This is a genomic window from Halobacillus sp. AWM4_238 (assembly GCF_056158265.1).
Genome location: NZ_JBSWSY010000002.1, coordinates 3605933 through 3628533 on the forward strand (window position 1 = coordinate 3605933; position 22601 = coordinate 3628533).

22 protein-coding genes and 3 riboswitches are annotated in these 22601 nt (G+C 45.0%); of the genes, 21 read left to right on the forward strand and 1 reads right to left on the reverse strand.

Features of this window, described 5'->3' with window-relative positions:
• Positions 1 to 5: 5 nt before the first annotated feature.
• From ACXACN_RS17975 to ACXACN_RS18055, 17 genes are all read left to right on the forward strand, one after another.
• Positions 6 to 143, forward strand: coding sequence for a hypothetical protein (locus ACXACN_RS17975; RefSeq protein ID WP_474966274.1), 138 nt, complete (start codon positions 6 to 8; stop codon positions 141 to 143).
• Between the two features lie 100 nt (positions 144 to 243).
• Positions 244 to 402, forward strand: coding sequence for a hypothetical protein (locus ACXACN_RS17980; RefSeq protein ID WP_474966276.1), 159 nt, complete (start codon positions 244 to 246; stop codon positions 400 to 402).
• A 618-nt stretch (positions 403 to 1020) separates the two neighbouring features.
• Positions 1021 to 1965, forward strand: a complete 945-nt coding sequence (locus ACXACN_RS17985; RefSeq protein WP_474966278.1) for a dTDP-glucose 4,6-dehydratase — start codon at positions 1021 to 1023, stop codon at positions 1963 to 1965.
• The gene (gene pseC, locus ACXACN_RS17990; RefSeq protein ID WP_474966280.1) at positions 1938 to 3185 is read left to right on the forward strand and encodes a UDP-4-amino-4,6-dideoxy-N-acetyl-beta-L-altrosamine transaminase; all 1248 of its coding nucleotides are present in this window, start codon (positions 1938 to 1940) and stop codon (positions 3183 to 3185) included. Before ACXACN_RS17985 ends, pseC begins: the two co-directional genes overlap by 28 nt.
• The gene (pseG, locus tag ACXACN_RS17995; protein WP_474966281.1) at positions 3185 to 4771 is read left to right on the forward strand and encodes a UDP-2,4-diacetamido-2,4,6-trideoxy-beta-L-altropyranose hydrolase; all 1587 of its coding nucleotides are present in this window, start codon (positions 3185 to 3187) and stop codon (positions 4769 to 4771) included. Before pseC ends, pseG begins: the two co-directional genes overlap by 1 nt.
• Entirely contained in the window at positions 4761 to 5810 is a 1050-nt protein-coding gene (pseI, locus tag ACXACN_RS18000) for a pseudaminic acid synthase (RefSeq protein WP_474966283.1), read from the forward strand. The genes pseG and pseI overlap by 11 nt, the downstream gene beginning before the upstream one ends.
• A 16-nt stretch (positions 5811 to 5826) precedes the next feature.
• The gene (locus ACXACN_RS18005) at positions 5827 to 6561 is read left to right on the forward strand and encodes a cytidylyltransferase domain-containing protein (protein WP_474966285.1); all 735 of its coding nucleotides are present in this window, start codon (positions 5827 to 5829) and stop codon (positions 6559 to 6561) included.
• Between the two features lie 418 nt (positions 6562 to 6979).
• Positions 6980 to 7582 carry a hypothetical protein gene (locus ACXACN_RS18010; protein ID WP_474966286.1) on the forward strand — a complete coding sequence of 201 codons (603 nt, stop codon included), beginning with the start codon at positions 6980 to 6982 and terminating at the stop codon, positions 7580 to 7582.
• Positions 7572 to 8321 (forward strand): cytochrome c biogenesis CcdA family protein, encoded by a 750-nt coding sequence (locus ACXACN_RS18015; protein ID WP_474966288.1) that lies wholly within the window; start codon positions 7572 to 7574, stop codon positions 8319 to 8321. The genes ACXACN_RS18010 and ACXACN_RS18015 overlap by 11 nt, the downstream gene beginning before the upstream one ends.
• A 19-nt stretch (positions 8322 to 8340) precedes the next feature.
• Entirely contained in the window at positions 8341 to 8904 is a 564-nt protein-coding gene (locus ACXACN_RS18020; protein ID WP_474966289.1) for a redoxin domain-containing protein, read from the forward strand.
• Positions 8905 to 8914: 10 nt separating this feature from the next.
• Positions 8915 to 9598, forward strand: coding sequence for a response regulator transcription factor (locus ACXACN_RS18025; RefSeq protein ID WP_474966290.1), 684 nt, complete (start codon positions 8915 to 8917; stop codon positions 9596 to 9598).
• Positions 9585 to 10658 carry a sensor histidine kinase gene (locus ACXACN_RS18030; RefSeq protein WP_474966292.1) on the forward strand — a complete coding sequence of 358 codons (1074 nt, stop codon included), beginning with the start codon at positions 9585 to 9587 and terminating at the stop codon, positions 10656 to 10658. Before ACXACN_RS18025 ends, ACXACN_RS18030 begins: the two co-directional genes overlap by 14 nt.
• 581 nt (positions 10659 to 11239) lie before the next feature.
• Positions 11240 to 12205, forward strand: coding sequence for an AAA family ATPase (locus tag ACXACN_RS18035; protein WP_474966294.1), 966 nt, complete (start codon positions 11240 to 11242; stop codon positions 12203 to 12205).
• Positions 12202 to 13467, forward strand: a complete 1266-nt coding sequence (locus ACXACN_RS18040; protein WP_474966296.1) for a DUF58 domain-containing protein — start codon at positions 12202 to 12204, stop codon at positions 13465 to 13467. Before ACXACN_RS18035 ends, ACXACN_RS18040 begins: the two co-directional genes overlap by 4 nt.
• The gene (locus ACXACN_RS18045; RefSeq protein ID WP_474966298.1) at positions 13467 to 15659 is read left to right on the forward strand and encodes a transglutaminase TgpA family protein; all 2193 of its coding nucleotides are present in this window, start codon (positions 13467 to 13469) and stop codon (positions 15657 to 15659) included. The genes ACXACN_RS18040 and ACXACN_RS18045 overlap by 1 nt, the downstream gene beginning before the upstream one ends.
• Before the next feature lie 34 nt (positions 15660 to 15693).
• Positions 15694 to 15795: riboswitch (purine riboswitch) on the forward strand.
• A gap of 109 nt (positions 15796 to 15904) precedes the next feature.
• Positions 15905 to 17443 carry a glutamine-hydrolyzing GMP synthase gene (gene guaA, locus ACXACN_RS18050; RefSeq protein ID WP_474966299.1) on the forward strand — a complete coding sequence of 513 codons (1539 nt, stop codon included), beginning with the start codon at positions 15905 to 15907 and terminating at the stop codon, positions 17441 to 17443.
• A gap of 79 nt (positions 17444 to 17522) precedes the next feature.
• A riboswitch (purine riboswitch) is annotated at positions 17523 to 17625 on the forward strand.
• A 229-nt stretch (positions 17626 to 17854) separates the two neighbouring features.
• Positions 17855 to 19189, forward strand: a complete 1335-nt coding sequence (locus ACXACN_RS18055) for an NCS2 family permease (protein ID WP_474966301.1) — start codon at positions 17855 to 17857, stop codon at positions 19187 to 19189.
• Between the two features lie 200 nt (positions 19190 to 19389).
• Here ACXACN_RS18055 and ACXACN_RS18060 read toward each other — a convergent pair whose 3' ends face one another.
• A complete protein-coding gene (locus tag ACXACN_RS18060) occupies positions 19390 to 19815 on the reverse strand; it encodes an Hsp20/alpha crystallin family protein (RefSeq protein WP_474966302.1) in 426 nt (141 codons plus the stop codon).
• A gap of 145 nt (positions 19816 to 19960) precedes the next feature.
• On the opposite strand from ACXACN_RS18060, the gene ACXACN_RS18065 reads away from it, so the two are divergent.
• The 4 genes from ACXACN_RS18065 to purK all read left to right on the forward strand — a co-directional run bounded on the left by ACXACN_RS18065 (position 19961) and on the right by purK (position 22593).
• Positions 19961 to 20530 (forward strand): DUF2179 domain-containing protein, encoded by a 570-nt coding sequence (locus tag ACXACN_RS18065; protein ID WP_474966303.1) that lies wholly within the window; start codon positions 19961 to 19963, stop codon positions 20528 to 20530.
• On the forward strand, positions 20499 to 20699 hold the full coding sequence (locus tag ACXACN_RS18070) for an NETI motif-containing protein (protein ID WP_474966305.1): 201 nt from the start codon (positions 20499 to 20501) through the stop codon (positions 20697 to 20699). Before ACXACN_RS18065 ends, ACXACN_RS18070 begins: the two co-directional genes overlap by 32 nt.
• Before the next feature lie 81 nt (positions 20700 to 20780).
• Positions 20781 to 20881: riboswitch (purine riboswitch) on the forward strand.
• A gap of 103 nt (positions 20882 to 20984) precedes the next feature.
• Positions 20985 to 21476 (forward strand): 5-(carboxyamino)imidazole ribonucleotide mutase, encoded by a 492-nt coding sequence (purE, locus tag ACXACN_RS18075; RefSeq protein WP_474966306.1) that lies wholly within the window; start codon positions 20985 to 20987, stop codon positions 21474 to 21476.
• Positions 21466 to 22593 carry a 5-(carboxyamino)imidazole ribonucleotide synthase gene (purK, locus tag ACXACN_RS18080; RefSeq protein WP_474966307.1) on the forward strand — a complete coding sequence of 376 codons (1128 nt, stop codon included), beginning with the start codon at positions 21466 to 21468 and terminating at the stop codon, positions 22591 to 22593. The genes purE and purK overlap by 11 nt, the downstream gene beginning before the upstream one ends.
• Positions 22594 to 22601 lie beyond the last annotated feature (8 nt).

The following is a 22601-nucleotide window of genomic DNA, read 5'->3' on the forward strand; positions in this document are numbered from 1 at the left end:
TTAAGGTGACGAAGCAAAAAAGTGAAACAGATTATACAAGCTTCCATAGTCATCCGATGTACAGCGATGAGACGTTTAAGTACAGGTTTCTCATTCAAGTGATGAAAATCATTAACCGTACAATGAATCCACTAATTTACTAAAAAGGGTCAAGGTATCGGTGATTGTAGTCGCCTCTATCGATTATCCAGAAAGCCGAACGCTGGTAATGGCGCCTGTTAAAACGGAATTCCAACGATTTGTATGCAGCATGGAATCATATCTGGAGAAATTGGTTATCTACCTAAAGTTGAAGATATTGATGCGGTATATGGACAGTTTGAGGTGGACTGGTATAAGGATTCAGGAGCTAAAGAAAAAAAGTCAGAAATCATAGGGCATCCGAGGTTTGATTTAATCTGAAATCCCCCAACCCTTTCCAGGCAGGAGTTAGAAAAACAGTTCGGTCTCGATCATAAAAAGAAGTATGTCCTTCTTATTGCAAGGGGTCATGCGAACTATACAAGCTGGGATCAGTTTCTGAAGAAAATTACGGTAAACCAACACATCAATATTGTGCTCGAAAATTTCCCCAACCATAAGTTTCATCCACTGACTAAAGCCCACTCCAACCTCTTTATGTCCCCAGGCCGCAAATTTCATGATCTTATTCATAAGAGTGATGTGGTCGTGACTTATTTTTTAACGGTTGCTCTTGAAGCAATGATTGCTGGAAAGGCAGTAGTTTATCCTCGGTCATCCTTTTGGGGGATATTCTGGTTTTTTCTCCGAATGGGTGATCTTGTTCAAGAAGACCCAAAAAAATCAGCAAAGTATTCTACGTATATTTTTTGGAAAATAAGGTGAAAGCCTATGCTGATCAAACAGCGAAAGTATTCATTTCGACCGCTCTAAATAACCAGGGAACTTGGATAGAGAGGTTGAGTGCACTTTTTTAAAAACAGTTGTGATGAAGTACATGCAAGAATAATGGTTCCATCGAATAAATATACATGGTGAATATAAGAGAGGGGTGTGTCCGTGAATATATTAGTGACAGGGGGAGCCGGGTTTATAGGACGATGGGTTGTGAAGAAATTACTAGATGAGCAACACAAAGTATGGGTGCTTGATGATTTATCCAACGGAAGAATTGAGAATATTGAGGAACTTCTCGTTCACAAAAATTTCAAGGCGTTTATCCATGGCGATATTAAGGATGAGAAAACGGTCGAGAGTCTTTTTCACCCTGGGATTGATCTATGTTACCACTTAGCAGCAAGCATCAATGTTCAAGACAGCATTGATGACCCACAGACGACCTTCAATAACGATACCATCGGGACGTTCTCTTTGCTGGAACAATGCAGGAAGCATCATGTGAAAATGGTATTCATGAGCACGTGTATGGTTTATGACCGGGCAGAGGATGATGAAGGAATTTGTGAGAAAGACCCAATTAAACCTGCTTCACCTTACGCAGGCGCTAAAATAGCAGCTGAAAATATGGTTTTGTCCTACTATTATGCATATGGATTACCAGTGACGGTTATTCGACCTTTCAATACGTATGGTCCTTTTCAAAAGACGGGTGGTGAGGGGGGGGTCGTGGCGATTTTTATTAAAAACAAGTTGAATGGACTCCCTTTACAAATATACGGAGATGGGAAGCAGACGCGAGACCTTTTGTATGTAGAAGATTGTGCGAGTTTTGTTGTGCAGGCAGGATACAGAGATGAAGTGAACGGTGAAATTGTGAACGCGGGATTAGGAAGCGATATCAGGATTAATGACTTGGCTGAATTGATTGCTGGTGACCCTAGCCTCATCACACATGTGGAACACATTCATCCTCAAAGTGAAATTCCTAAACTTCTGTGTGACTCTAGGAAGGCTAAACGTTTATTAGGATGGGAGCCTTCTACATCATTAGAAGAAGGAATTAACAAAACGAAAGAATGGATAAACACCACAAATTTAATTTAAAGGGGTTTAACAATGTGGAAGAAAAGTTAGCCATTTTTGGAGGAGATCCAGTACGTGATTCACTGCTTCCTTATGGGAAGCAGTCGATTGATGACCAAGATATCAAAGCCGTCATCGATACATTGAAAAGTGACTTTATAACAACGGGGCCGGCCATCAGTGAGTTTGAAAAGGGAGTGGCTCATTACGTGGGAGCAGCATATGCTGTCGCCTTTTCCAATGGTACGGCCGCATTACACGCGGCTTGCTTTGCCGCTGGTATTGGCCCGGGAGATGAAGTAATCACCACTCCTCTGACATTTGTTGCTAGTGCAAATTGTGTATTATATTCAGGTGGGAAGCCTGTTTTCGCAGACATCGATCCGAAGACCTATAATATTGATCCTCATTCGATCGAGTCATTAGTAACATCTAAAACGAAAGCAATCATTCCTGTAGATTTTACAGGTCAGCCCGCGAATTACGATGAAATCCAGGTGCTTGCTGACAAGCATAAACTAGTCATTATCGAAGACGCGGCTCATGCGATTGGTGCGGAATATAAAGGGAAGAGAGTAGGGTTTTTCAGTGATATGACGATGTTCAGCTTTCATCCGGTCAAACATATTACGACAGGAGAAGGAGGAGTTATCGTCACAAACAATCGTAATTATTATGATAAATTGATCCTCTTCCGCACGCATGGGATCACTCGTGAACCTGCAAATCTCTTGGAGCAACGTCATCCGTGGGAATATGAGATGCAATTTTTAGGTTACAACTACCGAATGACGGATATTCAGGCTGCGTTGGGTAATAGTCAGTTAAAGAAATTGAATTCATTTGTAGAAAAACGAAGGGAGTATGTGAAAACTTACAATGCTGCCTTTGAGAAGATGAATCATGTGATCATTCCAGAGCAATTACCAGGCGCGGACTCTTCTTATCATTTATACGTTATTCGATTGTCGGGTCCTTTGAAAGGGTTGAGGAGAGAGGTCTTTGATGCCTTGCGTGCGGAGAATATAGGAGTGAATGTCCATTATATGCCCGTCCACACGCAGCCTTATTACAAAGGCCGTGGTTATACAAGAGGGTTGTGCCCAGTAGCAGAAGAAATCTATGAGCAAATTATCAGTCTCCCCTTATTTCCAGCCATGACACTTGATGATGTCTCAGATGTTATACGTGCTGTCAAAAAAGTCACCTATTTCTATGAATCGAATGAAGGGAACATCTGATGAAGGTTGGATTTAGGGTAGATGCTTCATCAGTTTGGGGAACGGGACACGTCATGAGATGCTTAACCCTCGCTGGTCAGCTATGTAAACAAGGAGCGGAACCTTTTTTCATGTGCAAAAGACTCAAAGGGGATCTTGTAGAGTACATCAAGGAACAAGGATATCCAGTCTATGAACTCCCTGGTGGAGATGAAATGATCTGGAAAGAAGATGCAGACCAAGTCATACAAATACTAAAAAAAAATAAACAGGTCCATTGGCTTGTAATGGATCATTATTTGTTGGATGCGAAATGGGGGAAAGTGGTAAGTCCTTATGTTCAGAAATTGATGGTGATCGATGATCTCGCAAATCGACCGCATGTGTGTGACTCACTTCTTGATCAAAATTTATACAGGGATATGGAGCAAAGGTATGATGGACTCATTCCTGAAGGGACGGATTTGCTTCTTGGTCCTGTTTATACACTTTTAAGAGAAGAATTTATATCAAGAGGTCCATTAAAAGACAGCTGGGATGGAAGAATACGACACATACTTGTCTCTTTCGGAGGTAGTGATCCAACAAATGAAACGATGAAAACATTAAAGGCTGTCTCGCGGTTGAGTAATAAACCAAAAGTGGACGTAGTGATTGGTCAATCCTATCCCTATCAGAAGGAAATCATTCCATTTTGTAGAGAAAACAAATGGGTGGACCTCCATATTCAAACAAGGAATATAGCGTTGTTTATGGAAAAAGCAGATTTGGTGATCGGTGCCGGCGGGAGTTCCGTTTGGGAGCGGTGCTATATGAAACTTCCATCTCTAATTATTGAAACAGCATCAAATCAGTCAGAAATCATCTCCCTTTTAACGCATAAAGGAGCCGTTGTTTATTTAGGAAAGAGTGATGAAGTAAATTCAGATCACATAGCAAAACGCCTACAAGAAATAATGGACCATCCTGACCACTTGGAATCAGTGAGGCAGTCAGTTAAAGAAATCATGAAGCATCACCAACCATATGGGGTTTCTGAGTATATGATGGGGGGCGTCCATTTGAATAAGTATCGGTTACGTCCAGTAGAAAGAAGAGATCTCCATATTATTTGGAAATGGAGGAATGCTGAACATATCCGGAAGAATATGTACAATGACAATTTCATTCCTTGGGAAGAGCATACAGCATGGTTCGAAAAGGAAGAAAACAACACAACTTCCTCTTTTCATATTTTCATTTATCAAGAACGTCCACTCGGTGTAGTCCGCTTTACAAACATTGATAACGAAAATGGGACTTGTGAGTGGGGATTTTATATAGGAGACCAAAGTTCACCGAAGGGTTCGGGGACTATTATGGGGATGTTAGCACTGGATTTGATATTCAAGAACCACAACTTAAGGAAGGTGTGTGCCGAGGTGCTCGATATCAACGTCGCCAGCTTTAATTATCATCAGAAGCTTGGATTCGTCCAAGAAGGGAAGTTGATACACCAGATTAAACGTGGGGATCAGCTCATTGATGTCATTCCGATGGGTTTGTTTAAAGATACATGGGAGATGAGAAGAAAAACACTAATCAGGGGGCAGGAGGATGGAAATTAAAATAGGTGATCGTTTGGTCGGGCCAAAGTATCCTCCGTTCATCATCGCAGAGATGTCAGGAAATCATAATCAATCGTTGGATCGAGCTTTCGCTATTATAGAAAAGGCGGCGGGCGCAGGAGCGGATGCAATAAAAATCCAAACCTACACGGCAGATACGATGACCCTGGACCACAAAGGAGGAGATTTTCAGATCACTAACTCCAAGAGTCTATGGAAAGGGAAAAACCTTTATGAACTATATAAAGAAGCATATACGCCATGGGAATGGCATGAAAAAATTTTTAAACGTTGTAAAGAGCTTGGGATGATCGGTTTCAGTACTCCTTTTGACGAATCTTCTGTAGATTTCTTAGAAAGTATGGAGGTCCCTCTTTATAAGATTGCATCTTTTGAAAATACAGACCTTCCATTAATACAAAAAGTTGCGAAAACAGGAAAACCAGTTATTATCTCTACGGGAATGGCAACAGCTGGAGAGATAGCGGATATGGTTGATGCCTTCCGTAACGCAGGAGGGGAAGCGCTTATTCTGTTGAAATGCACGAGCAGTTATCCGGCGACCCCTGAGGACTCCAATATCACTACCATTCCTCATATGCGGGAGCTTTTTAACTGTCAGGTGGGTTTGTCCGATCACACGTTAGGAACGGGCGTAGCCGTTGCGAGCGTGGCCCTAGGAGCGACCGTTGTAGAAAAACATTTTACTTTGGCGCGAAAAGATGGGGGAGTGGATTCGGAATTTTCGTTGGAACCGTATGAGATGAACACCCTCGTATTAGAAACCGAGCGTGCATGGCAGTCGTTGGGGCGTGTTAGTTATGGAGTGACAGCCAGTGAAAAGGCATCTGGGAAATTTCGCAGGTCCTTATACATTACGGAAGATTTAAGAGCGGGCGACACACTCACGAAGGATAACCTCCGGTCCATTCGACCCGGGTTCGGTCTGCCGCCGAAGAATTATGAAACGCTACTTGGTAAGAAAGTGAATGCTGATGTAAAGAGGGGGACACCTATGTCCTGGGATCTCATCGGATAACGAAGGAGGTGGAATCATGAAAGTCCTGGCTATTGTTCAGGCGCGGATGGGGTCTACAAGGCTTCCAGGAAAAGTTTTGAAGATAGTCAATGGAAAGCCCTTGTTGGAGTATCAGATTGAGAGAATGAGGCGTTCGAAAAAAATTGACCAGCTCGTCGTCAGCACATCCACGAAGTCCATTGATGATCCGATCATTGATTTATGCAGGAGGCTGAAGGTAGACACCTTCCGTGGCTCGGAGAAAGATGTGTTAGGGAGATTCTATGAAACTTGTGAGCATTATAAGGCAGATGCAGTGGTGAGGTTAACAGCAGATTGTCCATTTATCGATCCAATTGTAATAGATAAGGTCATTCAATTTTTTCTGGACCATTACCCCCGTTACATGTATGTATCTAATACGAGGATCCGCTCCTATCCAAGGGGGCTGGATACCGAAGTGTTCACTTATGAGGTTTTAAAAGACGCTTATATGAATGCCAACTCTCCCCATGACCTTGAACATGTGACGCCATTCATTGTGAAAAGGGTGGAAGTGTCGGGGTTGGCTCAGGTTTCTCATGATGCTGACGAGAGCCATCATCGCTGGACAGTTGATACACCTGAGGATTTTCAATTGGTCACCAAAGTGCTTCAAAACTATTATCCTGGGAACCCAACGTTCACCTTTCAGGATCTGCTTGAAGCTTTTGATAAAAATCCAGAATGGTTGGAAATAAACCGTCAAGTCAAACAGAAGGGAGAATCGTAAGCCACTGGGCACTAAAGATGAGGATGCGAAGGATGAATGTGCCTGATCCGAGAGGGGTTAGAGGATTGGATAGTTCTGTTGATCTAGACAAGTGCAGCGATTGGGAGGGTTTTACTTTTGTAGCGAATTGCTGGAGCTATTTGGGGTATTGTTGAGAGAGTACAGGGAAGAAGGTGATATTCAAACATCTCCACCCCCGGTACCTCCACCTTTTCTATGACAGATGTTCTCACGTTTATCGAAACCGACTATATCACAAGAGAGCCAATGGGAATGATCATAGTGTAAGATAATGGAGGCCGGGGCTTTTGAGGTCCAGAGGCTTCTTTTTTTATGGGGAAATATCTTGAATGTTTGATCTTTCATGATATTTTCACACACGTCATATAGGATAGAAAGAAGGAAAAGAGGTATTCATATGATTTTGCAACCACTGCTGGTGATCAGGGTCAGTGCTTTACTCCTGGGACTGGCTGTATTTTGGATTCTTTCTCATCAAAAGGAAAAAAAGAAGACAATTGAAAACTACGCTTCGATCCTTACTACGTGGCTGCTGTTTTTTATAGCCGCGAAAGGAGTGACACAATGGGAGCTGTTAATAGATTATCCTCTTTCGGTGCTTGCCTATCCGAGTGGAAGGGTGGAATTTTACATCGCCTGTCTAGCAACCGTATTGTGGGAATGGCGAAGGCGTCAGGATCATAAACCTTATCTGCCTTCTTATCTTGTTGTGTTGGCGAGTAGTTTTGCCGCCTTTGCCTTATTAGAAAGGCTCGTATTGGATCAAGGCCATCTTGTTGATGTCGTCTTTGCAGTCAGTTTCTTTTTTCTCGTTGTCTTACATAATCATGCTCTATGGAGTGTGTTCTTCGCATTCAGTGGAGCGCTCCTCGTAGGTGTACTGTACCAGACCCCTGACGTGATGGGGTACCGGATGGATCTCGGGTTTTATATGGCTGTCACGCTGACTAGTTTAACGTTAGTTTTAATGAAAAAAGGAGGTATGAATCATGGGGACTGATGTAACCCTTTGGCTTGCGCTCGGAGCAGGGATCATTTCTTTTCTATCACCCTGTACCCTGCCCTTGTTCCCAGCCTATTTATCATATATTACCGGGATGAGTGTAAAAGAGATGAAAGAGAATCGCAGTCTTAAGGTGAAAAAAAGGTTACTCACGCACTCTTTGCTCTTTTTATTAGGTGTTTCTACTATTTTTATCAGTTTAGGAATTGGTGCTTCTTATGTAGGAAGTGCTGTTCAAAACATGCTGACCGGGAGCACAGGCCTTCTTCTGCAGCGGCTCGCTGGTGTTTTCATTATCTTGATGGGACTGTTCGTCGCCGGATGGTTGAAAATCGGCTGGTTCATGAAAACGAAAAGGGTTCAGACAAAACCGAAAACGTCGCTCAGCTTGGCAGGGACATTTTTTGCAGGTATGGGCTTCGCTGCAGGGTGGACGCCTTGTATCGGCCCGATTTTTGCATCGATTCTTCTGTTGTCAGCAAGCAACCCGACACAGGGGATTTTATACACCGTCGTTTACGTCATCGGGTTCGCCCTGCCATTTCTCGTATTTTCCTTTTTCATAGGATCCACTCGAGTCATCTTGAAATATAGTGAGCGGATCTTGAAAATCGGCGGTGTAGCCATGATCTTAGCCGGTGCCTTTCTCTATACCGGTTATATGACGAGGCTTTCAACGCTGCTATTGAATCTAGTTCAGGATACGTGGTTGGCCAATCTAGGAATGATACTTTAATGGAAAGGAAGCGGATGGCATGAAGAAATGGGGGCTCATTGTGATTGTAACAGCCTTATTTGGCTGGGCTGTTTATGATTTTGTGTATGAAGGTGAAAAGCAGGATCCGGTCGCAGAAGGCGAGAAGATGGTTGCCGAGGGACCAGCTACGCATGAAGCTGATATTGGTTTGGAAAAAGGGCAGCAAGCACCGGATTTCACGCTGCAAACGCTCAGTGGGGAAGAGGTTTCTTTGTCCGATTACCGTGGAGAGAAAGTGATGGTCAATTTCTGGGCCACTTGGTGCCCGCCTTGCCGGGCGGAGATGCCGGATATGGAAAAGTTCTCTCAGAACGAAGACATCCAAGTGTTGGCCGTCAATTTAACAGAGACCGAGGCGAGTGTCCAAGGGGTCCAGGATTTTGTGGATGATTTTGGATTAACGTTCCCGATTCTGCTTGATCAAAAGGTTTCTGTTGCCAATCAGTTTGGAGTCAATCCAGTTCCCACGTCTATTTTCATAGATGAAGAAGGGAAGATCAGCTCTGTTATGCTCGGGGCGATGAATTACGATATGATGGTACAAAGGATGGAAGAAATATAAGGATGATGACATGAAACCTGAAGTACTCATTGTGGAAGACGACCGGAAAATTTCAAATTTAATAAGCATTTACTTAGCAAATGAAGGCTACAGCGTTAAACAGGCTTATGACGGCGAAGAGGGCAAAGAACTCTATCTTCTGCACCGTCCCTGTCTGTTGATTCTGGATTTGATGCTGCCTAAGTGGAGCGGGGAAGAATTATGCCGATTCGTAAAGGAAGAGAGTAAGGAATCGCCCGGGGTGATTATGTTATCGGCAAAGGGAACGACGGAAGATAGAATTTCAGGTTTGCGTCTTGGGGCTGATGATTATATGACGAAACCATTCAGTCCAGAAGAATTGATGGCGCATGTCGAAGCTGTTTTACGAAGGACGGGCCATCTTTGTCACAAGCTCTATCATAAAGGTCTTGAGGTGAAGCCGCGGAAGGGAGAGGTCTGGCTTGAGGGTGAACAGCTGGAGTTAACCCACTACGAGTTCAACCTGCTTTCTTTTATGATGAATTACAAAGACCAGGTGTTTACGAGGGAGCAGATGCTGGAACAAATCCATCCGCATGGAGAATCAGATATTATGACGCGTACCATTGACGCGCACATCAAAAAGCTGCGACGTAAAATAGAAGTGGATGCATCTGATCCGAAGAGGATTGTGACGGTCAGAGGAATGGGGTACAAATATGCGTCTCATTGAACGACTGCTGCCACCGAAACTTTGGGTGAAAATGACCATCGTAAACATTGCCCTTCTCATTGGCGTCGTGATCGTTACAGGAGTGACGCTTTACCAGACCGCCTGTTTTCTCGCTGCTGACATTACAGGCGTCGAGCGTGAAGCCCAGCTGACTTTCAATAACTCTCTGCTTGTTTACGCATGGATGATCGGTGGCGTCGTCATCGTAATGGGAGCTTTTTTATATTCCACCGTGACAAAGAAAGTACTTGTACCTGTCAAAGAGCTGACCTCGGCCATGGAAACAATGAAGTCCGGGACTTACCCAGGACATTTGAACGTCCATACCAACGATGAAATCGGAGAACTTGTCGAACACTTCAATCGGATGAACCATCGTATGCAGCAACAGGAGCGTTCCCGTCATCAAATGCTTCGTGATCTCTCCCATGAATTGCGAACGCCGTTATCCAATTTGCAAGGATATTTGGAAGCTCTTGAAAAAGGTGTAATCCATGGAAACGAAGCGATTTACCGGTCCCTGGCAGAGGAAACAGACCGGGTCTCTCACCTGCTCGCCCGGCTGGACGATATGGAAGCCTGGACAACGATGAACCCCTCCAACCAACTGGAAGTTACTCAGGAAGAGATGGACCAGGTCACCTCCCAAGTCAGCCAGATGTTCACGTTGGAGTTTGAGAAAAAGGGAATCGGCTTGAAGATTGATGTGGAAAACGCGGAGGTGCCTGTGAATAGGCAGGGCATCCAGCAAGTGCTGACAAATTTATTGAGAAATGCGATGGAGTATCATGAAGGAACGGATGAAGTGGAGGTCGTTGGGAGAAAAGAAGGCAGCGCGTACGTGATCGAGGTGAAAGGAGAAGGAAAACCGATTTCTTTTCATGATAAGGATCGGGTTTTTGATCGCTTTTATCGAGTCGACGCCTCACGTTCAGATGGACGATCAGGTCTTGGGTTGTCGATCAGTAAGCAGATTGTCGAACGCCATGGAGGGCAGATTCGACTGGAAACAGACGGCCGGAAACACTGTTTTTCGATATCCTTACCAATGGAAGCGTAAACGATGGTTTGCGCTTTTTGTTTTTTCTCAAACTCTTGGTACCAGGTACGAAAACGAGAAAAGGCGTAGCTGGTACCGAAAGGAAGTGGGTACCAGGTACGAAAACGGGAAAATGCGTAGCTGGTACCGAACGAAGGGGCGTGGGTACCAGGTACAGAAAACAAAAAGGGTGTACCAGGTACCGACAAATAGGCGTTAGGGGCCGGGATTGCTGCTCAAACATTCACGAGCAAGCGCATATTTAAAGCCCCAGCACAATGCTGAGGCCCCCTGCCACCTATACCTATACAAACTTTCGTCTCTTTTTAGATCTTTTATCTTTATTTAAGATGGCTTAAATTCAAGATACCATATAAAGTCCTGGAAGTTAATGATTTTTTTGAAAAATCAGTGAGATATGTGCAAAAGTGTTGTTCTTCACTCGACAAATTTTTTTATCGTGCATGAGGACTGCAACGACGCCATTTCCTTTAATATCCAATGACCTGCAACCTTTGTTCATGCCGGTACCTTATAGTATAGTTAAAATGAGCTTGATTTTTCAGAAAAAATAGTAATTTAGGGAGAAAGGGGTACACCAATTGACTCAGCAGACATTTTTATATCAACCGAAAATATCGGAAGTACTTAAAAATATGAGGAAGGTCATGATTGGAAAGGAAGAAGCCGCAATGTTGAGCCTTGTCGCCTTATTGGCGAAGGGGCACGTCCTTTTAGAGGATGTGCCGGGTGTCGGGAAAACGATGCTCGTGAAAACACTGGCTAAATCTCTGGATTGTGACTTTAAACGCATCCAATTCACGCCGGATTTGCTTCCATCTGATGTGACGGGTGTATCCATATATAATCCGAAAAGCATGGAATTCGAATTCCGACCTGGACCGATTCTTGGGAATATCGTCTTAGCGGATGAGATCAACCGGACGTCACCAAAGACTCAGTCAGCCCTACTGGAAGGGATGGAAGAGACGAGCATTACGGTGGATGGGAATACCGTCCCACTCAGCGATCCGTTTTTCGTCATGGCCACTCAAAACCCGATTGAGTATGAAGGGACTTACCCCTTGCCGGAAGCACAGCTCGACCGTTTTCTTATCAAGATGAAAATGGGTTATCCGACAGCCAAGCAGGAAATGGAGATGCTTTCCAGGACTTCGAATGGACACCCAATTGAAGGGATTTCCGCGGTGTTGACGAGGGATGAGCTCGTTGAATTGCAAAAAGAGGTGTCTGAAGTTTATGTTGATCGGACAGTTAACCGTTATATTATCGACCTAGTGACAGGGACCAGGGATCATGACGGCGTTTACCTCGGGGTCAGCCCGCGTGGTTCAATTGCATTGATGAAGGCAGCCAAAGCGTATGCTTTCATTCATGACCGTGATTATGTTGTACCTGATGACGTTCAGTTCATGGCTCCTTATGTCCTTTCCCACCGAATGATCCTTACATCGGAAGCAAGGTTTGAAGGACAGACAGCGGAATTGATCATTGATCGACTTCTGTCCTCCACGTCCATCCCAGTCAAAAGGAACATTAGTGAATGAGGCGGAAACTTGGAATCATCGCTAAAAGCCTGGTTGTAGCGATTCTTTTCGTCGTCCTGTTTTCCTACGCCATGTTTCAGGGAGGATTTGTCAGCTGGTTCCTTTTTTATGCCTTTCTGCCGTTTCTCCTTTATATGGCGGCTGTGCTCATTTATCCGGTCCATAATTGGAAGGTCGAGCGGAATCTATCCAAACGGATGGCAATGGCCAGTGAAACCATCGATGTGGTAGTGAAGTTGAAAAGGAAGGTTCCTTTTCCCATCTATTACTGTATTATCGAAGAACACTTGCCGGAATCTATGAAGACAGTGGACGAACATTTGGATAAATACAGGGACATGGATCGAACAGAGCCATTCTATGAATCTCGTAAAGTGAAAAAGGTTATTTTTCCTTGGTTCAGTAAAACAATCATTTACCGATACCAATTGGATAAAGTCCCTCGTGGCGATCATCAATTGAAGTCACTTAGAATAAAAACAGGGGATTTTTTCGGTTTTGTAAAAAAAGAGCACGTCTATCACCAAGAGAACAAATTGCTTGTTTTTCCTTATATCCGACCTGTGAAAATGAAAGACAGGGTGTACAGCTTTGAACAGGGAGCAAGTCCTTCCTTCAAGCTGAATGAAAAAAACACGAACATCGTAACGGGTGTACGTGAATACATGCCTGGCGACCGTTTTGCCTGGGTGGATTGGAAAACGACGGCGAAGAAGAATGAGATGATGACGAAAGAATTTGAACAGGAAAAAAGTGTCGAGATGATGCTGATCCTAAATGGCGTCTATCATCCCAACATGAATGAATTGAGTTTTGAAGGAGCGGTGGAATTCACGGCTTCGTTAATGAGAGAGTTCCATAAAAAGTCTTCCCCGCTATCTTTCATGTCCCTTGGTGACGGACGAGAATATTTCCCTTTTCACCAGGACCACGCCCATCAGAAGCAAATGCAGGGGCACTTGGCGAGGATCCGTCCTGTTGGGCGCATTCCTTTTGCCCAACAATTGGACCGGGAAAAATCGTTGATTCCAAGTGGCGTGATGCTGATGATCGTCAGTCACCATTTGGACAAGGATATCCAGGTTGCGATTAGTAAACTGGCGAAAAGAAGTAAGCGTGTCGTCTTTTTCTATGTGCGTCCTCATGGACAAATGTCGTTCCAGGATCATCAAGCTGTGAAGCAGATGAAAAGTCAGAGCGTCATTGTCAACGTTTTGAATGAGGAGCAGCTGACGCAACAACAATTTGAGGTGAACACATGATGGAAGAGCGGCAATCGTTCATCTATAAACTGATTCTCTATATTACTGGTTTTCTATTGTTCTGTGAATGGATGCGGCCTATGGAGCAGATATCGGACACGAATGATGTCGGCGTCTTCTTTATCTACGCGACGTTCTGCTTTTTTGTATCCTTTTTGCAAGTGCCGTGGTATTTATCCATTCCTTTAAAAGGACTTGGTCTTGCGTTCATCGTGGACGGACTCTATATCGCGGAACGCATCTTTTCGCGGGAATGGTTTTCTGTCTTATATGAACAGGTGGTATTTAACATTCAGATGATCCAGTCCCAGGAGTGGTGGCAGATGACGCCACTCTTCCGCAGTCTGCTGTTTTTAATTCTTCTGTGGCTGATGAGCTATTTGCTTTATTATTGGTTCGTCGTTGCCCGCCGGATGTTCTTCTTTGTCTTATTGACACTGATTTATGTTACAGTCGTTGATACATTTACGATCTTCGATGGCAAATGGGCGATCATTAGGACATTCATATTGGGCATGATTGCGCTTGGGTTATCGAGTTTTGCAAAAGTGATGGAGCAAGAATCGATTTCTTTTAAAGGGTTTCAAAAAGCAAACGTGTGGGCCCTCCCACTGCTGGCGATCATTTTGTTTTCTTCTGCGGCTGCCTATGCTTCGCCGAAACTTGATCCACAATGGCCGGACCCTGTCCCTTATATCGAAAGTGCGGCAGAAGGAGCTGGACCAGGTGGAAATGGCGGTGAGGCCGTGCAAAAAGTAGGATATGGAGAAAATGACAGCCGCCTGGGCGGTTCGTTCATACAAGACGATACCCCTGTGTTCCGGGCAACAGCAGATGGCGAGCGCTACTGGCGGATCGAGTCGAAGGATACGTACACAGGAAAAGGCTGGGTTGATACACTGAAAGAACCAGTGACCAACATGGATCCACAAAACATCACCTACGAAACCTTTACAGATAATGTGGAAGTGGAAGAACAGACCGTGATGATTGAAATGTCACGTCAGGCGACTTTCAAGAAGTTAGTGTACCCTTATGGCTTATCTTCCCTCGTCAGATTCCCGAACTATGAACTTCGTGTCCACGAAAATACAGGGGAGATGGATACATTTAAAGGAGATTCTCCGGCGAAAGTGAATGAATTCATTGCCGAATACGAGTATCCTTCCTTTGAATACGCACAATTGCGTGAAGCAGGGGATGACGATCCACAGGAGATTCGTGATCAGTACCTCCAGCTTCCAGATAATTTGCCGAACCGGGTACGGAACCTGGCGAGTCAAATCGTCGAAGAAGAAGACAATCGATATGATCGTGCTAAAGCGATCGAGTCTTATTTCTCATCTAATGGGTTTGAATATTCGACCACAGATGTCCCTGTTCCCGGGGAAAATGATGACTATGTCGACCAGTTTTTATTCGAGTCCAAGCTCGGGTACTGCGATAACTTTTCAACATCGATGGTCGTCTTGCTTCGTTCTGAAGGGATCCCTGCCCGTTGGGTGAAGGGTTTCACTGGTGGGGAACGCGTGGATACACGTGAGACAGGTTTTAGTGAAGAACTGCAAAACGTCTATCAAGTCACAAGTGAAAACGCCCACTCCTGGGTGGAAGTGTATTTCCCTGAAATAGGCTGGGTTCCTTTTGAGCCGACTCAAGGGTTTACGAATAACACCGACTTCTATACAGATGTAGAAACAGAAGATGGGGAAGATCCAGCGGCGACCCCTGATCGTGAAACACCGGAAGATCAGATGGGCAACCCTCAGCAAATGGAAGAGGAAGAAAGTTCGGAGGCTGCCGGCGCTGCAGGTGCCACCGACCGTAGTTATACATGGCTGTGGGTTCTGTTCGCTGTCATTCTTGTCGCAGCGGTCATTCTTTATTTTACAAGATACCGATGGATGACACCGTTGCTTATTCGGAAGTACAGGAAAAACAAAGATGAAGAAACATACGAGAAAGCGTACCATTACCTTTTGAAAGTGCTTGAACACAAAGGATTCACTCGTAAACCTGAACAGACCCTGCGCGATTTTGCGATAGCGGTTGATCGACACTACCAGTCGAATGACATGCGTCGTTTGACCAATCATTATGAGCGAGTCATCTACCGAAATGAGGCTCAAAGCACGCAGTGGCCTAAAGTCACTGAATTATGGGAAAATTTAATCAAAAAGACATTGTCTTGATTCCTTTTCATGCGGTTGATAGAATGAATGAAAATTATCAGATGCAATCTTCCTTCGTATATCCTCAGGAATATGGCCTGAGAGTCTCTACCGGGGCACCGTAAACGCCCTGACTATGAAGGTGGGAATCACGTGACATGTATGTACATGGATGGATTTCTGCCTTCTTCGTCGTTGAATTGAGGCAGGAAATTCATCCATTTTTTTATGAAAATCAAAGTCTATAAAATCAAGGAGTGGAACAGATGGAACAAGTACAAGGCATGATTCTCGTGCTGGACTTCGGGAGCCAGTATAACCAACTAATCACACGCAGAATTCGTGAATTCGGTGTATATAGTGAGCTTCATTCTCACAAAATGAGCATCGAAGAAATAAAGGCAATGAACCCGAGTGGCATCGTTCTATCTGGTGGACCGAACAGCGTCTACGGAGAGGACAGCTTCCGTTGTGACGAGCAGATCTTTGAACTCGGCATACCGGTCCTTGGCATCTGCTATGGCATGCAATTGATGACCCACCATTTTGGAGGAAAAGTCGAGCGTGCCAAAGAGCGTGAATATGGAAAAGCAGAGATCAACGTGGACAAAGAGCCGCTCCTTTTTGCTAAAACACCGAAGGAACAAACCGTTTGGATGAGTCATAGTGACAAAGTCATTGAAGCTCCAGAAGGTTTCCAAGTGGATGCAACAAGCTCGTCCTGCCCTGTGGCCGCTATCAGCAACGATGAAGCACGCATGTACGGCGTTCAGTTCCACCCGGAAGTCCGTCATTCTGAGTATGGAAACGACATTCTCCGCAGCTTCGTCTTTGACGTATGTGAAGCGACCGACGATTGGACGATGGAACATGTCGTTGAAATGGAAGTGGAGAAGATTCGTCAACAAGTCGGCGATCGTAAAGTGTTGTGCGCCTTGAGTGGCGGCGTGGATTCTTCAGTCGTCGCAGCTTTGATCCACCGTGCCATCGGTGATCAGTTAACATGTATCTTTGTCGATCACGGTTTGCTTCGTAAAAATGAAGCCGATGACGTCATGCGCACCCTTGGTGATGGTTTTAATATGAATATCCTTAAAATTGATGCCAAAGACCGCTTCATGAGCAAACTCGAAGGTGTTTCCGATCCAGAGAAGAAACGTAAAATTATCGGAAATGAATTCATTTATGTTTTTGATGATGAAGCAGAAAAATTGAAGGACATCGACTTCCTCGCACAAGGAACGCTTTATACCGATATTATCGAAAGTGGAACAGAGACAGCTCAAACAATTAAATCTCACCATAATGTCGGTGGCCTTCCTGAAGACATGCAATTCGATCTGATTGAGCCGCTGAATACACTGTTCAAGGATGAAGTGCGTGCGCTTGGTACAGAGCTTGGGGTGCCTGAACATATCGTTTGGCGTCAACCTTTCCCAGGACCAGGACTTGCGATCCGTGTGCTTGGTGAAGTGACAGAAGAGAAGCTTGAAATCGTTCGCGAATCAGACCATGTGCTTCGTGATGAGATCAAAAAAGCTGGACTTGACCGTGACATCTGGCAATATTTCACCGTGCTTCCGGACATTCGATCCGTAGGAGTTATGGGTGATGAGCGTACGTATGACTACACGATAGGTATCCGTGCAGTCACATCCATCGATGGAATGACATCGGATTGGGCGCGTATTCCATGGGACGTCCTTGAGAAAATCTCTACTAGAATCGTCAACGAAGTCGATCACATCAACCGCGTCGTTTACGATGTGACGAGCAAGCCGCCTGCAACCATCGAGTGGGAATAATCGAACATTTATTGATATTTATAAAGTAATGTTCGGATTTATGGTTGACGGATGATGTCGAACCTTGTAAGATAGAGACAAATGAATAAAGCAACACCGTCGTATAATTTTGGGAATAAGGCCCATGAGTTTCTACCAGACTACCGTAAATCGGTCTGACTACGTTGGTGAATAGACGATAAGGGAGACCTGTTTAGCTGGCTCACCCTTCGTCCGTTTCCTTCGTATAGATAAAGACACTCTTGGAGCTTCCGAGAGTGTCTTTTTTTGTTGGCGTCTTAGCTTGGTGCCCGGCACCGAAGAGAAGCAGTTGGGTGCCAGGCATGCAAAAAAGAAATAAAGGGTCAGGTACAAAAAAATAAAAAGAGTACCAGATCCATATAGTTTGAGGGAAAAGGGGAGGAAACGATGATGAGTAAGTTTTTTAAGTTTGAAGAGTTTGGGACGACGTATCGCAGGGAGTTTATGGCAGGTTTAACGACCTTCCTCGCGATGGCTTACATTTTATTTGTTAACCCTTCTACGTTAGCGCTTGATGGAATTGAGCAGCTTCCAGAGGGTGTAACGAGAATTGATAAAGGAGCTGTATTTACCGCGACGGCGGTTGCAGCGGCTGTTGGTACACTCATTATGGGATTGTTCGCGAGATATCCGATTGCACTCGCTCCGGGAATGGGCTTGAATGCATTCTTCGCTTACACAGTCGTTTTAGGTTTTGGCATTCCGTGGGAAACCGCGCTCGCAGGTGTTTTGGCTTCTGGACTTATTTTTATTGTATTAACGGTTACAGGCCTGCGGACATTAATTATTGATGCGATTCCTGCGAACTTGAAACTCGCAGTAGGTGCCGGAATCGGCTTGTTCATCGCCTTCATCGGTTTTCAAAACTCAGGAATTGTGCAGAACAGTGATGCAACATTAGTGCAAATTGGTGACTTGACGGCAGGTCCAACCTTGCTTTCAATCTTCGGAATCATTGTCAGTGTCATGCTGATGGCTATGGGACTGAAGGGTGGAATTTTCTACGGAATGGTTCTGACCTCCATTGCTGGGATTGTAACGGGTTTGATCGCTCCGCCGGCAGGTCTTGGTGGTATTGTGAGCACAGCTCCAAGCGTTGCGCCGACTTTCGGTGCTGCTTTTACACACTTTGGTGACATTTTCACGATTGAAATGCTTGTCGTCATTCTAACGTTCTTATTCGTCGACTTTTTCGATACGGCTGGTACTCTTGTAGCTGTAGCGACGCAAGCCGGCTTCATGAAGGACAACAAATTGCCACGTGCGAACCGTGCGCTGTTTTCTGACTCTGCCGCAACGGTTGTCGGTGCGGTGGTCGGTACGTCCACAACGACTTCTTATATTGAGTCAACTGCAGGTGTTGGAGCTGGAGGACGCACAGGGTTCACATCCGTCGTCACTGCTGGATTCTTTATTCTTGCGCTTTTCTTCTCGCCACTACTATCTGTCGTGACTGCAGAAGTAACCGCGCCTGCATTAATTATTGTTGGTGTTCTTATGGCTTCGACGCTGAAAAATATAGATTGGGATCAGTTTGAAATCGCTGTTCCTGCCTTCTTTACAATTGCTGCGATGCCGATGACCTACAGCATTGCGACAGGGATTGCCATCGGGTTTATCTTCTATCCGATTACGATGCTTTTGAAGGGGCGCAAAAAAGAGATTCATCCAATCATGTATTTCATGTTTGTTATTTTTGTGCTGTACTTTATCTTCTTAGCGTAAAGATACTGATAAAATGGCAAAAGCAACCGATAAACGTGCCGAAGTCACTGATAAAATCGTAAAACCCACTGATAAATGGCGCAAAGCGACCGATACTTTGCTAAAAGTCGCTGATTATCGCTCGTGGAGTTGCTAATATAGGTTCGGAGCACAGGGTCAGCATGAAAAAGAAACCGGCACGCCGCAAGAGGCTGCCGGTTTTATTCATCTTCCAAATGGCGGATAGTGATCGGACGCTGCTTCGTTGAATCGGAAATGTACCGGTGAAGCTGAATGACGAGTAGTCCATGCTTATACGTCGCTTCTACTTTGTCATGCCTTACTGGAAAAGGGAGATCGATGCTTCTTTCAAATGAACCATCAGCGATCTCTGATTTGATTTGGTGTCCCCCACGGTTATTGATCTCAATTTTTCCGGTCAATGTTAATGTCGAATGATCGACAAGGACGTCAACATTTTTCGGGTGATTCATTCCCGGTATGTTGACGAAGCAAAGCAGTTCGTTATCATACTGATACATGTTGATTGCCGGAATGGCGGGTTTCATCATGCCGTCGAAGTCTCCCCAGAAATCCTGCCCGAAGAAGCGGTCGAGGTTGGTTTTCCAATCTTTGAATTGATTCATTTCATCGGCCTCCAAAAAATGTCTTAGATTGCGTTAAAAACCTATTGTGCACGTCTCTTCTCATGGTTTATAGTGTATGCAAAGAACATCGACTAGGTGAATGTCACGGTTCGTGCCAAAATTCTGGAGTGGGAGGCTCTCAATCATGTTTGATAACCCCTTATTGATCATTGGGATCATTTTAGCTGTTAACGTTGTCTATGTTTCGTTTTTCACCCTCCGTATGATTTTTACGCTGAAAGGGCAGCGGTATTTTGCTGCGTTCATAAGCATGTTCGAAATTGTGACGTATATCTACGGATTGGGGCTTGTGCTTGATCGTTTGGACCAAATTGAAAACGTCATTGCCTATGCCGTAGGGTATGGCCTTGGTGTGATTGTCGGGATGAAGATTGAAGAGAAGCTTGCTCTCGGGTATATTACAGTTAATGTGATATCTTCAGACCCAGACATTGAATTTACCCGCAAGCTTCGTGATAAAGGATATGGAGTCACGAGCTGGTACGCGTATGGAATGGAAGGCGACCGGTTAGCGATGCAGATCCTGACGCCGCGGAAGTATGAACTGTCTTTATATGAAACCATCCGCGATATCGATCCGAAAGCTTTTATCGTGGCGTATGAACCGAAGCAGATTCATGGCGGATTCTGGGTGAAATCCGTGAAGAGAGGAAAGATTCGAGATGCCCAAAAAGAACAGCAAGAAGCGCTTTGAAGTCGGTGAGAATGAATCCATTGGTCAATGTCTCGACCGAATGAAGAAAGAAGGGTACACACCGATCCGTCGCGCGGAAGAGCCCGTTTTCCGTGAAGAAACACGGAATGGGGAAAAAGTGATGGAACCTGTAGGGAAAACCATCATTTTTCATGCAGTAAAGGAATAAAACCGAACGATTTAATGTAACATTTTTGTTAATGTTCGACATCGACGTTGACATGTACGAACAGAACTTGATATGATGAAGGCAGAATTGCATAGACGACCTCATATATGACGGGGATATGGCCCGTACGTCTCTACCTGGGAACCGTAAATTTCCGGACTATGAGGGGAGTTTAAGCCTTAGCGCTTTCACAGACCGGACACACGTGTGCCTGTTCGACTCCTCTCATTTCTTGAGGGGCGTCGAGCAGGCTTTTTTAATGCTACGAAAGAAAAGAGGGGTTCGATGGCAAGTGTAGGCGTAATTATGGGCAGCATTTCAGATTGGGAGACGATGAAAGAAGCATGCAGCGTTCTCGATGAGCTTTCAATCGATTATGAAAAAGAAATCATTTCAGCGCACCGGACGCCCGAAGACATGTTCACCTATGCGGAAACTGCTCGGGATAAAGGCTTGAAGGTCATTATCGCAGGGGCAGGGGGAGCGGCGCACTTACCAGGGATGGTCGCTTCTAAAACGACACTGCCGGTAATCGGTGTTCCGGTAGAATCGAAGGCTTTGCAAGGGTTGGATTCGCTTTTATCCATCGTGCAGATGCCTGGTGGAGTTCCTGTCGCGACGGTTGCGATCGGGAAGGCAGGCGCGAAAAATGCGGGTCTTCTCGCTGCGGAAATGATCGGAGCTTTCGATCAGGAGGTTGCTGCAAAACTATCAGACTATCGCCGTCAGATGGTAGATAAAGTGGACGGAATGAGGAGGGATCTACTTGAAACCTGAAGTGATTCGACCAGGAAGGACCATCGGGATCTTAGGAGGCGGACAGCTCGGTCGTATGATGGCCGTCGCGGCAAGACACATGGGCTATCGAATCGCTGTCCTTGATCCGGCAGAAAATTGTCCGTGTGCCTCGATTGCTGAGGAACAGATCATTGCGGAGTATGATGATTTGGAAGCGGCGGAACGTTTGAGTGAAATCAGTGATGTGATTACTTACGAATTTGAAAATGTCGACCTCGAGGTGGCGAAACTGTTTGAAGAGAAAGGCAAGCTTCCTCAAGGAGCCTTTGCGCTTGAGGTGACACAAAACAGGGAGAAAGAGAAACAAATTGCTGTTGAAGCTGGTCTGTCCGTCCCTGAATACCGAATCGTGAAAACCTTCGAAGAAGCAGAAGAAGCGTTGGGTGCGACTGGTTATCCTGCTGTCATCAAGACCGTCAGTGGAGGTTATGATGGCAAGGGACAGCTGAAAATCGAAGACGAAACTCATATGGAAGAGGTTCGGTCTTTCATTAACGAGTCCGGCACATACATTGTGGAACAGTGGCTTGAATTCGACCTTGAAATTTCTCAAGTGTTTACGAGAGGGGTCGATGGACGGATTAGTGCGTTCCCTGTGGCAGAAAATATTCATAGAAACCACATTTTGCATGAAACAAGAGTGCCGGCAGCTATACCTGGAAAAGTGGAAGAGCGTGCACGCGAAGCAGTTGAGGTTTTGGCGGAACGAATCGGTGTAGTCGGTACGTTCGCTGTGGAAATGTTCGTGAAAGGAAAGGACATTTACATCAATGAAATGGCACCAAGACCTCATAACTCTGGCCATTATACAATTGAAGCGTGCAGCGTGTCGCAATTTGAACAGCACATCCGTGCGATCTGCGGGCTTCCACTGCTGCCGGTCCATTCGTTTGGAGCCGCAGTGATGGTGAACGTGCTCGGCAAACATCACGGAATCCTGGTGGACCGCCTGGAATATTATCACGGCTTTCATTTTCACGACTACGGAAAAGAGGAAGTCCGTCAGACCCGGAAGATGGGTCATATCACATTTGTTGGAGACAATCTAAAAGAAATCGACAAACGCATCACAGAAAATCAGATCCATTTATGGTAGGAGGAAGA

Excerpts from the sequence above, each read along its gene's own strand:
- ACXACN_RS18045 (WP_474966298.1), top strand. The coding sequence starts at position 13,467 with ATGGAAGAGCGGCAATCGTTCATCTATAAACTGATTCTCTATATTACT.
- ACXACN_RS17980 (WP_474966276.1), top strand. The coding sequence starts at position 244 with ATGCAGCATGGAATCATATCTGGAGAAATTGGTTATCTACCTAAAGTT.
- ACXACN_RS18040 (WP_474966296.1), top strand. The coding sequence starts at position 12,202 with ATGAGGCGGAAACTTGGAATCATCGCTAAAAGCCTGGTTGTAGCGATT.
- purE (WP_474966306.1), top strand. The coding sequence starts at position 20,985 with ATGGCAAGTGTAGGCGTAATTATGGGCAGCATTTCAGATTGGGAGACG.
- ACXACN_RS18065 (WP_474966303.1), top strand. The coding sequence starts at position 19,961 with ATGTTTGATAACCCCTTATTGATCATTGGGATCATTTTAGCTGTTAAC.
- pseC (WP_474966280.1), top strand. The coding sequence starts at position 1,938 with ATGGATAAACACCACAAATTTAATTTAAAGGGGTTTAACAATGTGGAA.
- pseI (WP_474966283.1), top strand. The coding sequence starts at position 4,761 with ATGGAAATTAAAATAGGTGATCGTTTGGTCGGGCCAAAGTATCCTCCG.
- ACXACN_RS18055 (WP_474966301.1), top strand. The coding sequence starts at position 17,855 with ATGAGTAAGTTTTTTAAGTTTGAAGAGTTTGGGACGACGTATCGCAGG.
- ACXACN_RS18025 (WP_474966290.1), top strand. The coding sequence starts at position 8,915 with ATGAAACCTGAAGTACTCATTGTGGAAGACGACCGGAAAATTTCAAAT.
- ACXACN_RS18015 (WP_474966288.1), top strand. The coding sequence starts at position 7,572 with ATGGGGACTGATGTAACCCTTTGGCTTGCGCTCGGAGCAGGGATCATT.
- ACXACN_RS18020 (WP_474966289.1), top strand. The coding sequence starts at position 8,341 with ATGAAGAAATGGGGGCTCATTGTGATTGTAACAGCCTTATTTGGCTGG.
- pseG (WP_474966281.1), top strand. The coding sequence starts at position 3,185 with ATGAAGGTTGGATTTAGGGTAGATGCTTCATCAGTTTGGGGAACGGGA.
- ACXACN_RS18060 (WP_474966302.1), bottom strand. The coding sequence starts at position 19,815 with ATGAATCAATTCAAAGATTGGAAAACCAACCTCGACCGCTTCTTCGGG.
- guaA (WP_474966299.1), top strand. The coding sequence starts at position 15,905 with ATGGAACAAGTACAAGGCATGATTCTCGTGCTGGACTTCGGGAGCCAG.
- ACXACN_RS18070 (WP_474966305.1), top strand. The coding sequence starts at position 20,499 with ATGCCCAAAAAGAACAGCAAGAAGCGCTTTGAAGTCGGTGAGAATGAA.
- ACXACN_RS18005 (WP_474966285.1), top strand. The coding sequence starts at position 5,827 with ATGAAAGTCCTGGCTATTGTTCAGGCGCGGATGGGGTCTACAAGGCTT.
- ACXACN_RS18030 (WP_474966292.1), top strand. The coding sequence starts at position 9,585 with ATGCGTCTCATTGAACGACTGCTGCCACCGAAACTTTGGGTGAAAATG.
- ACXACN_RS18010 (WP_474966286.1), top strand. The coding sequence starts at position 6,980 with ATGATTTTGCAACCACTGCTGGTGATCAGGGTCAGTGCTTTACTCCTG.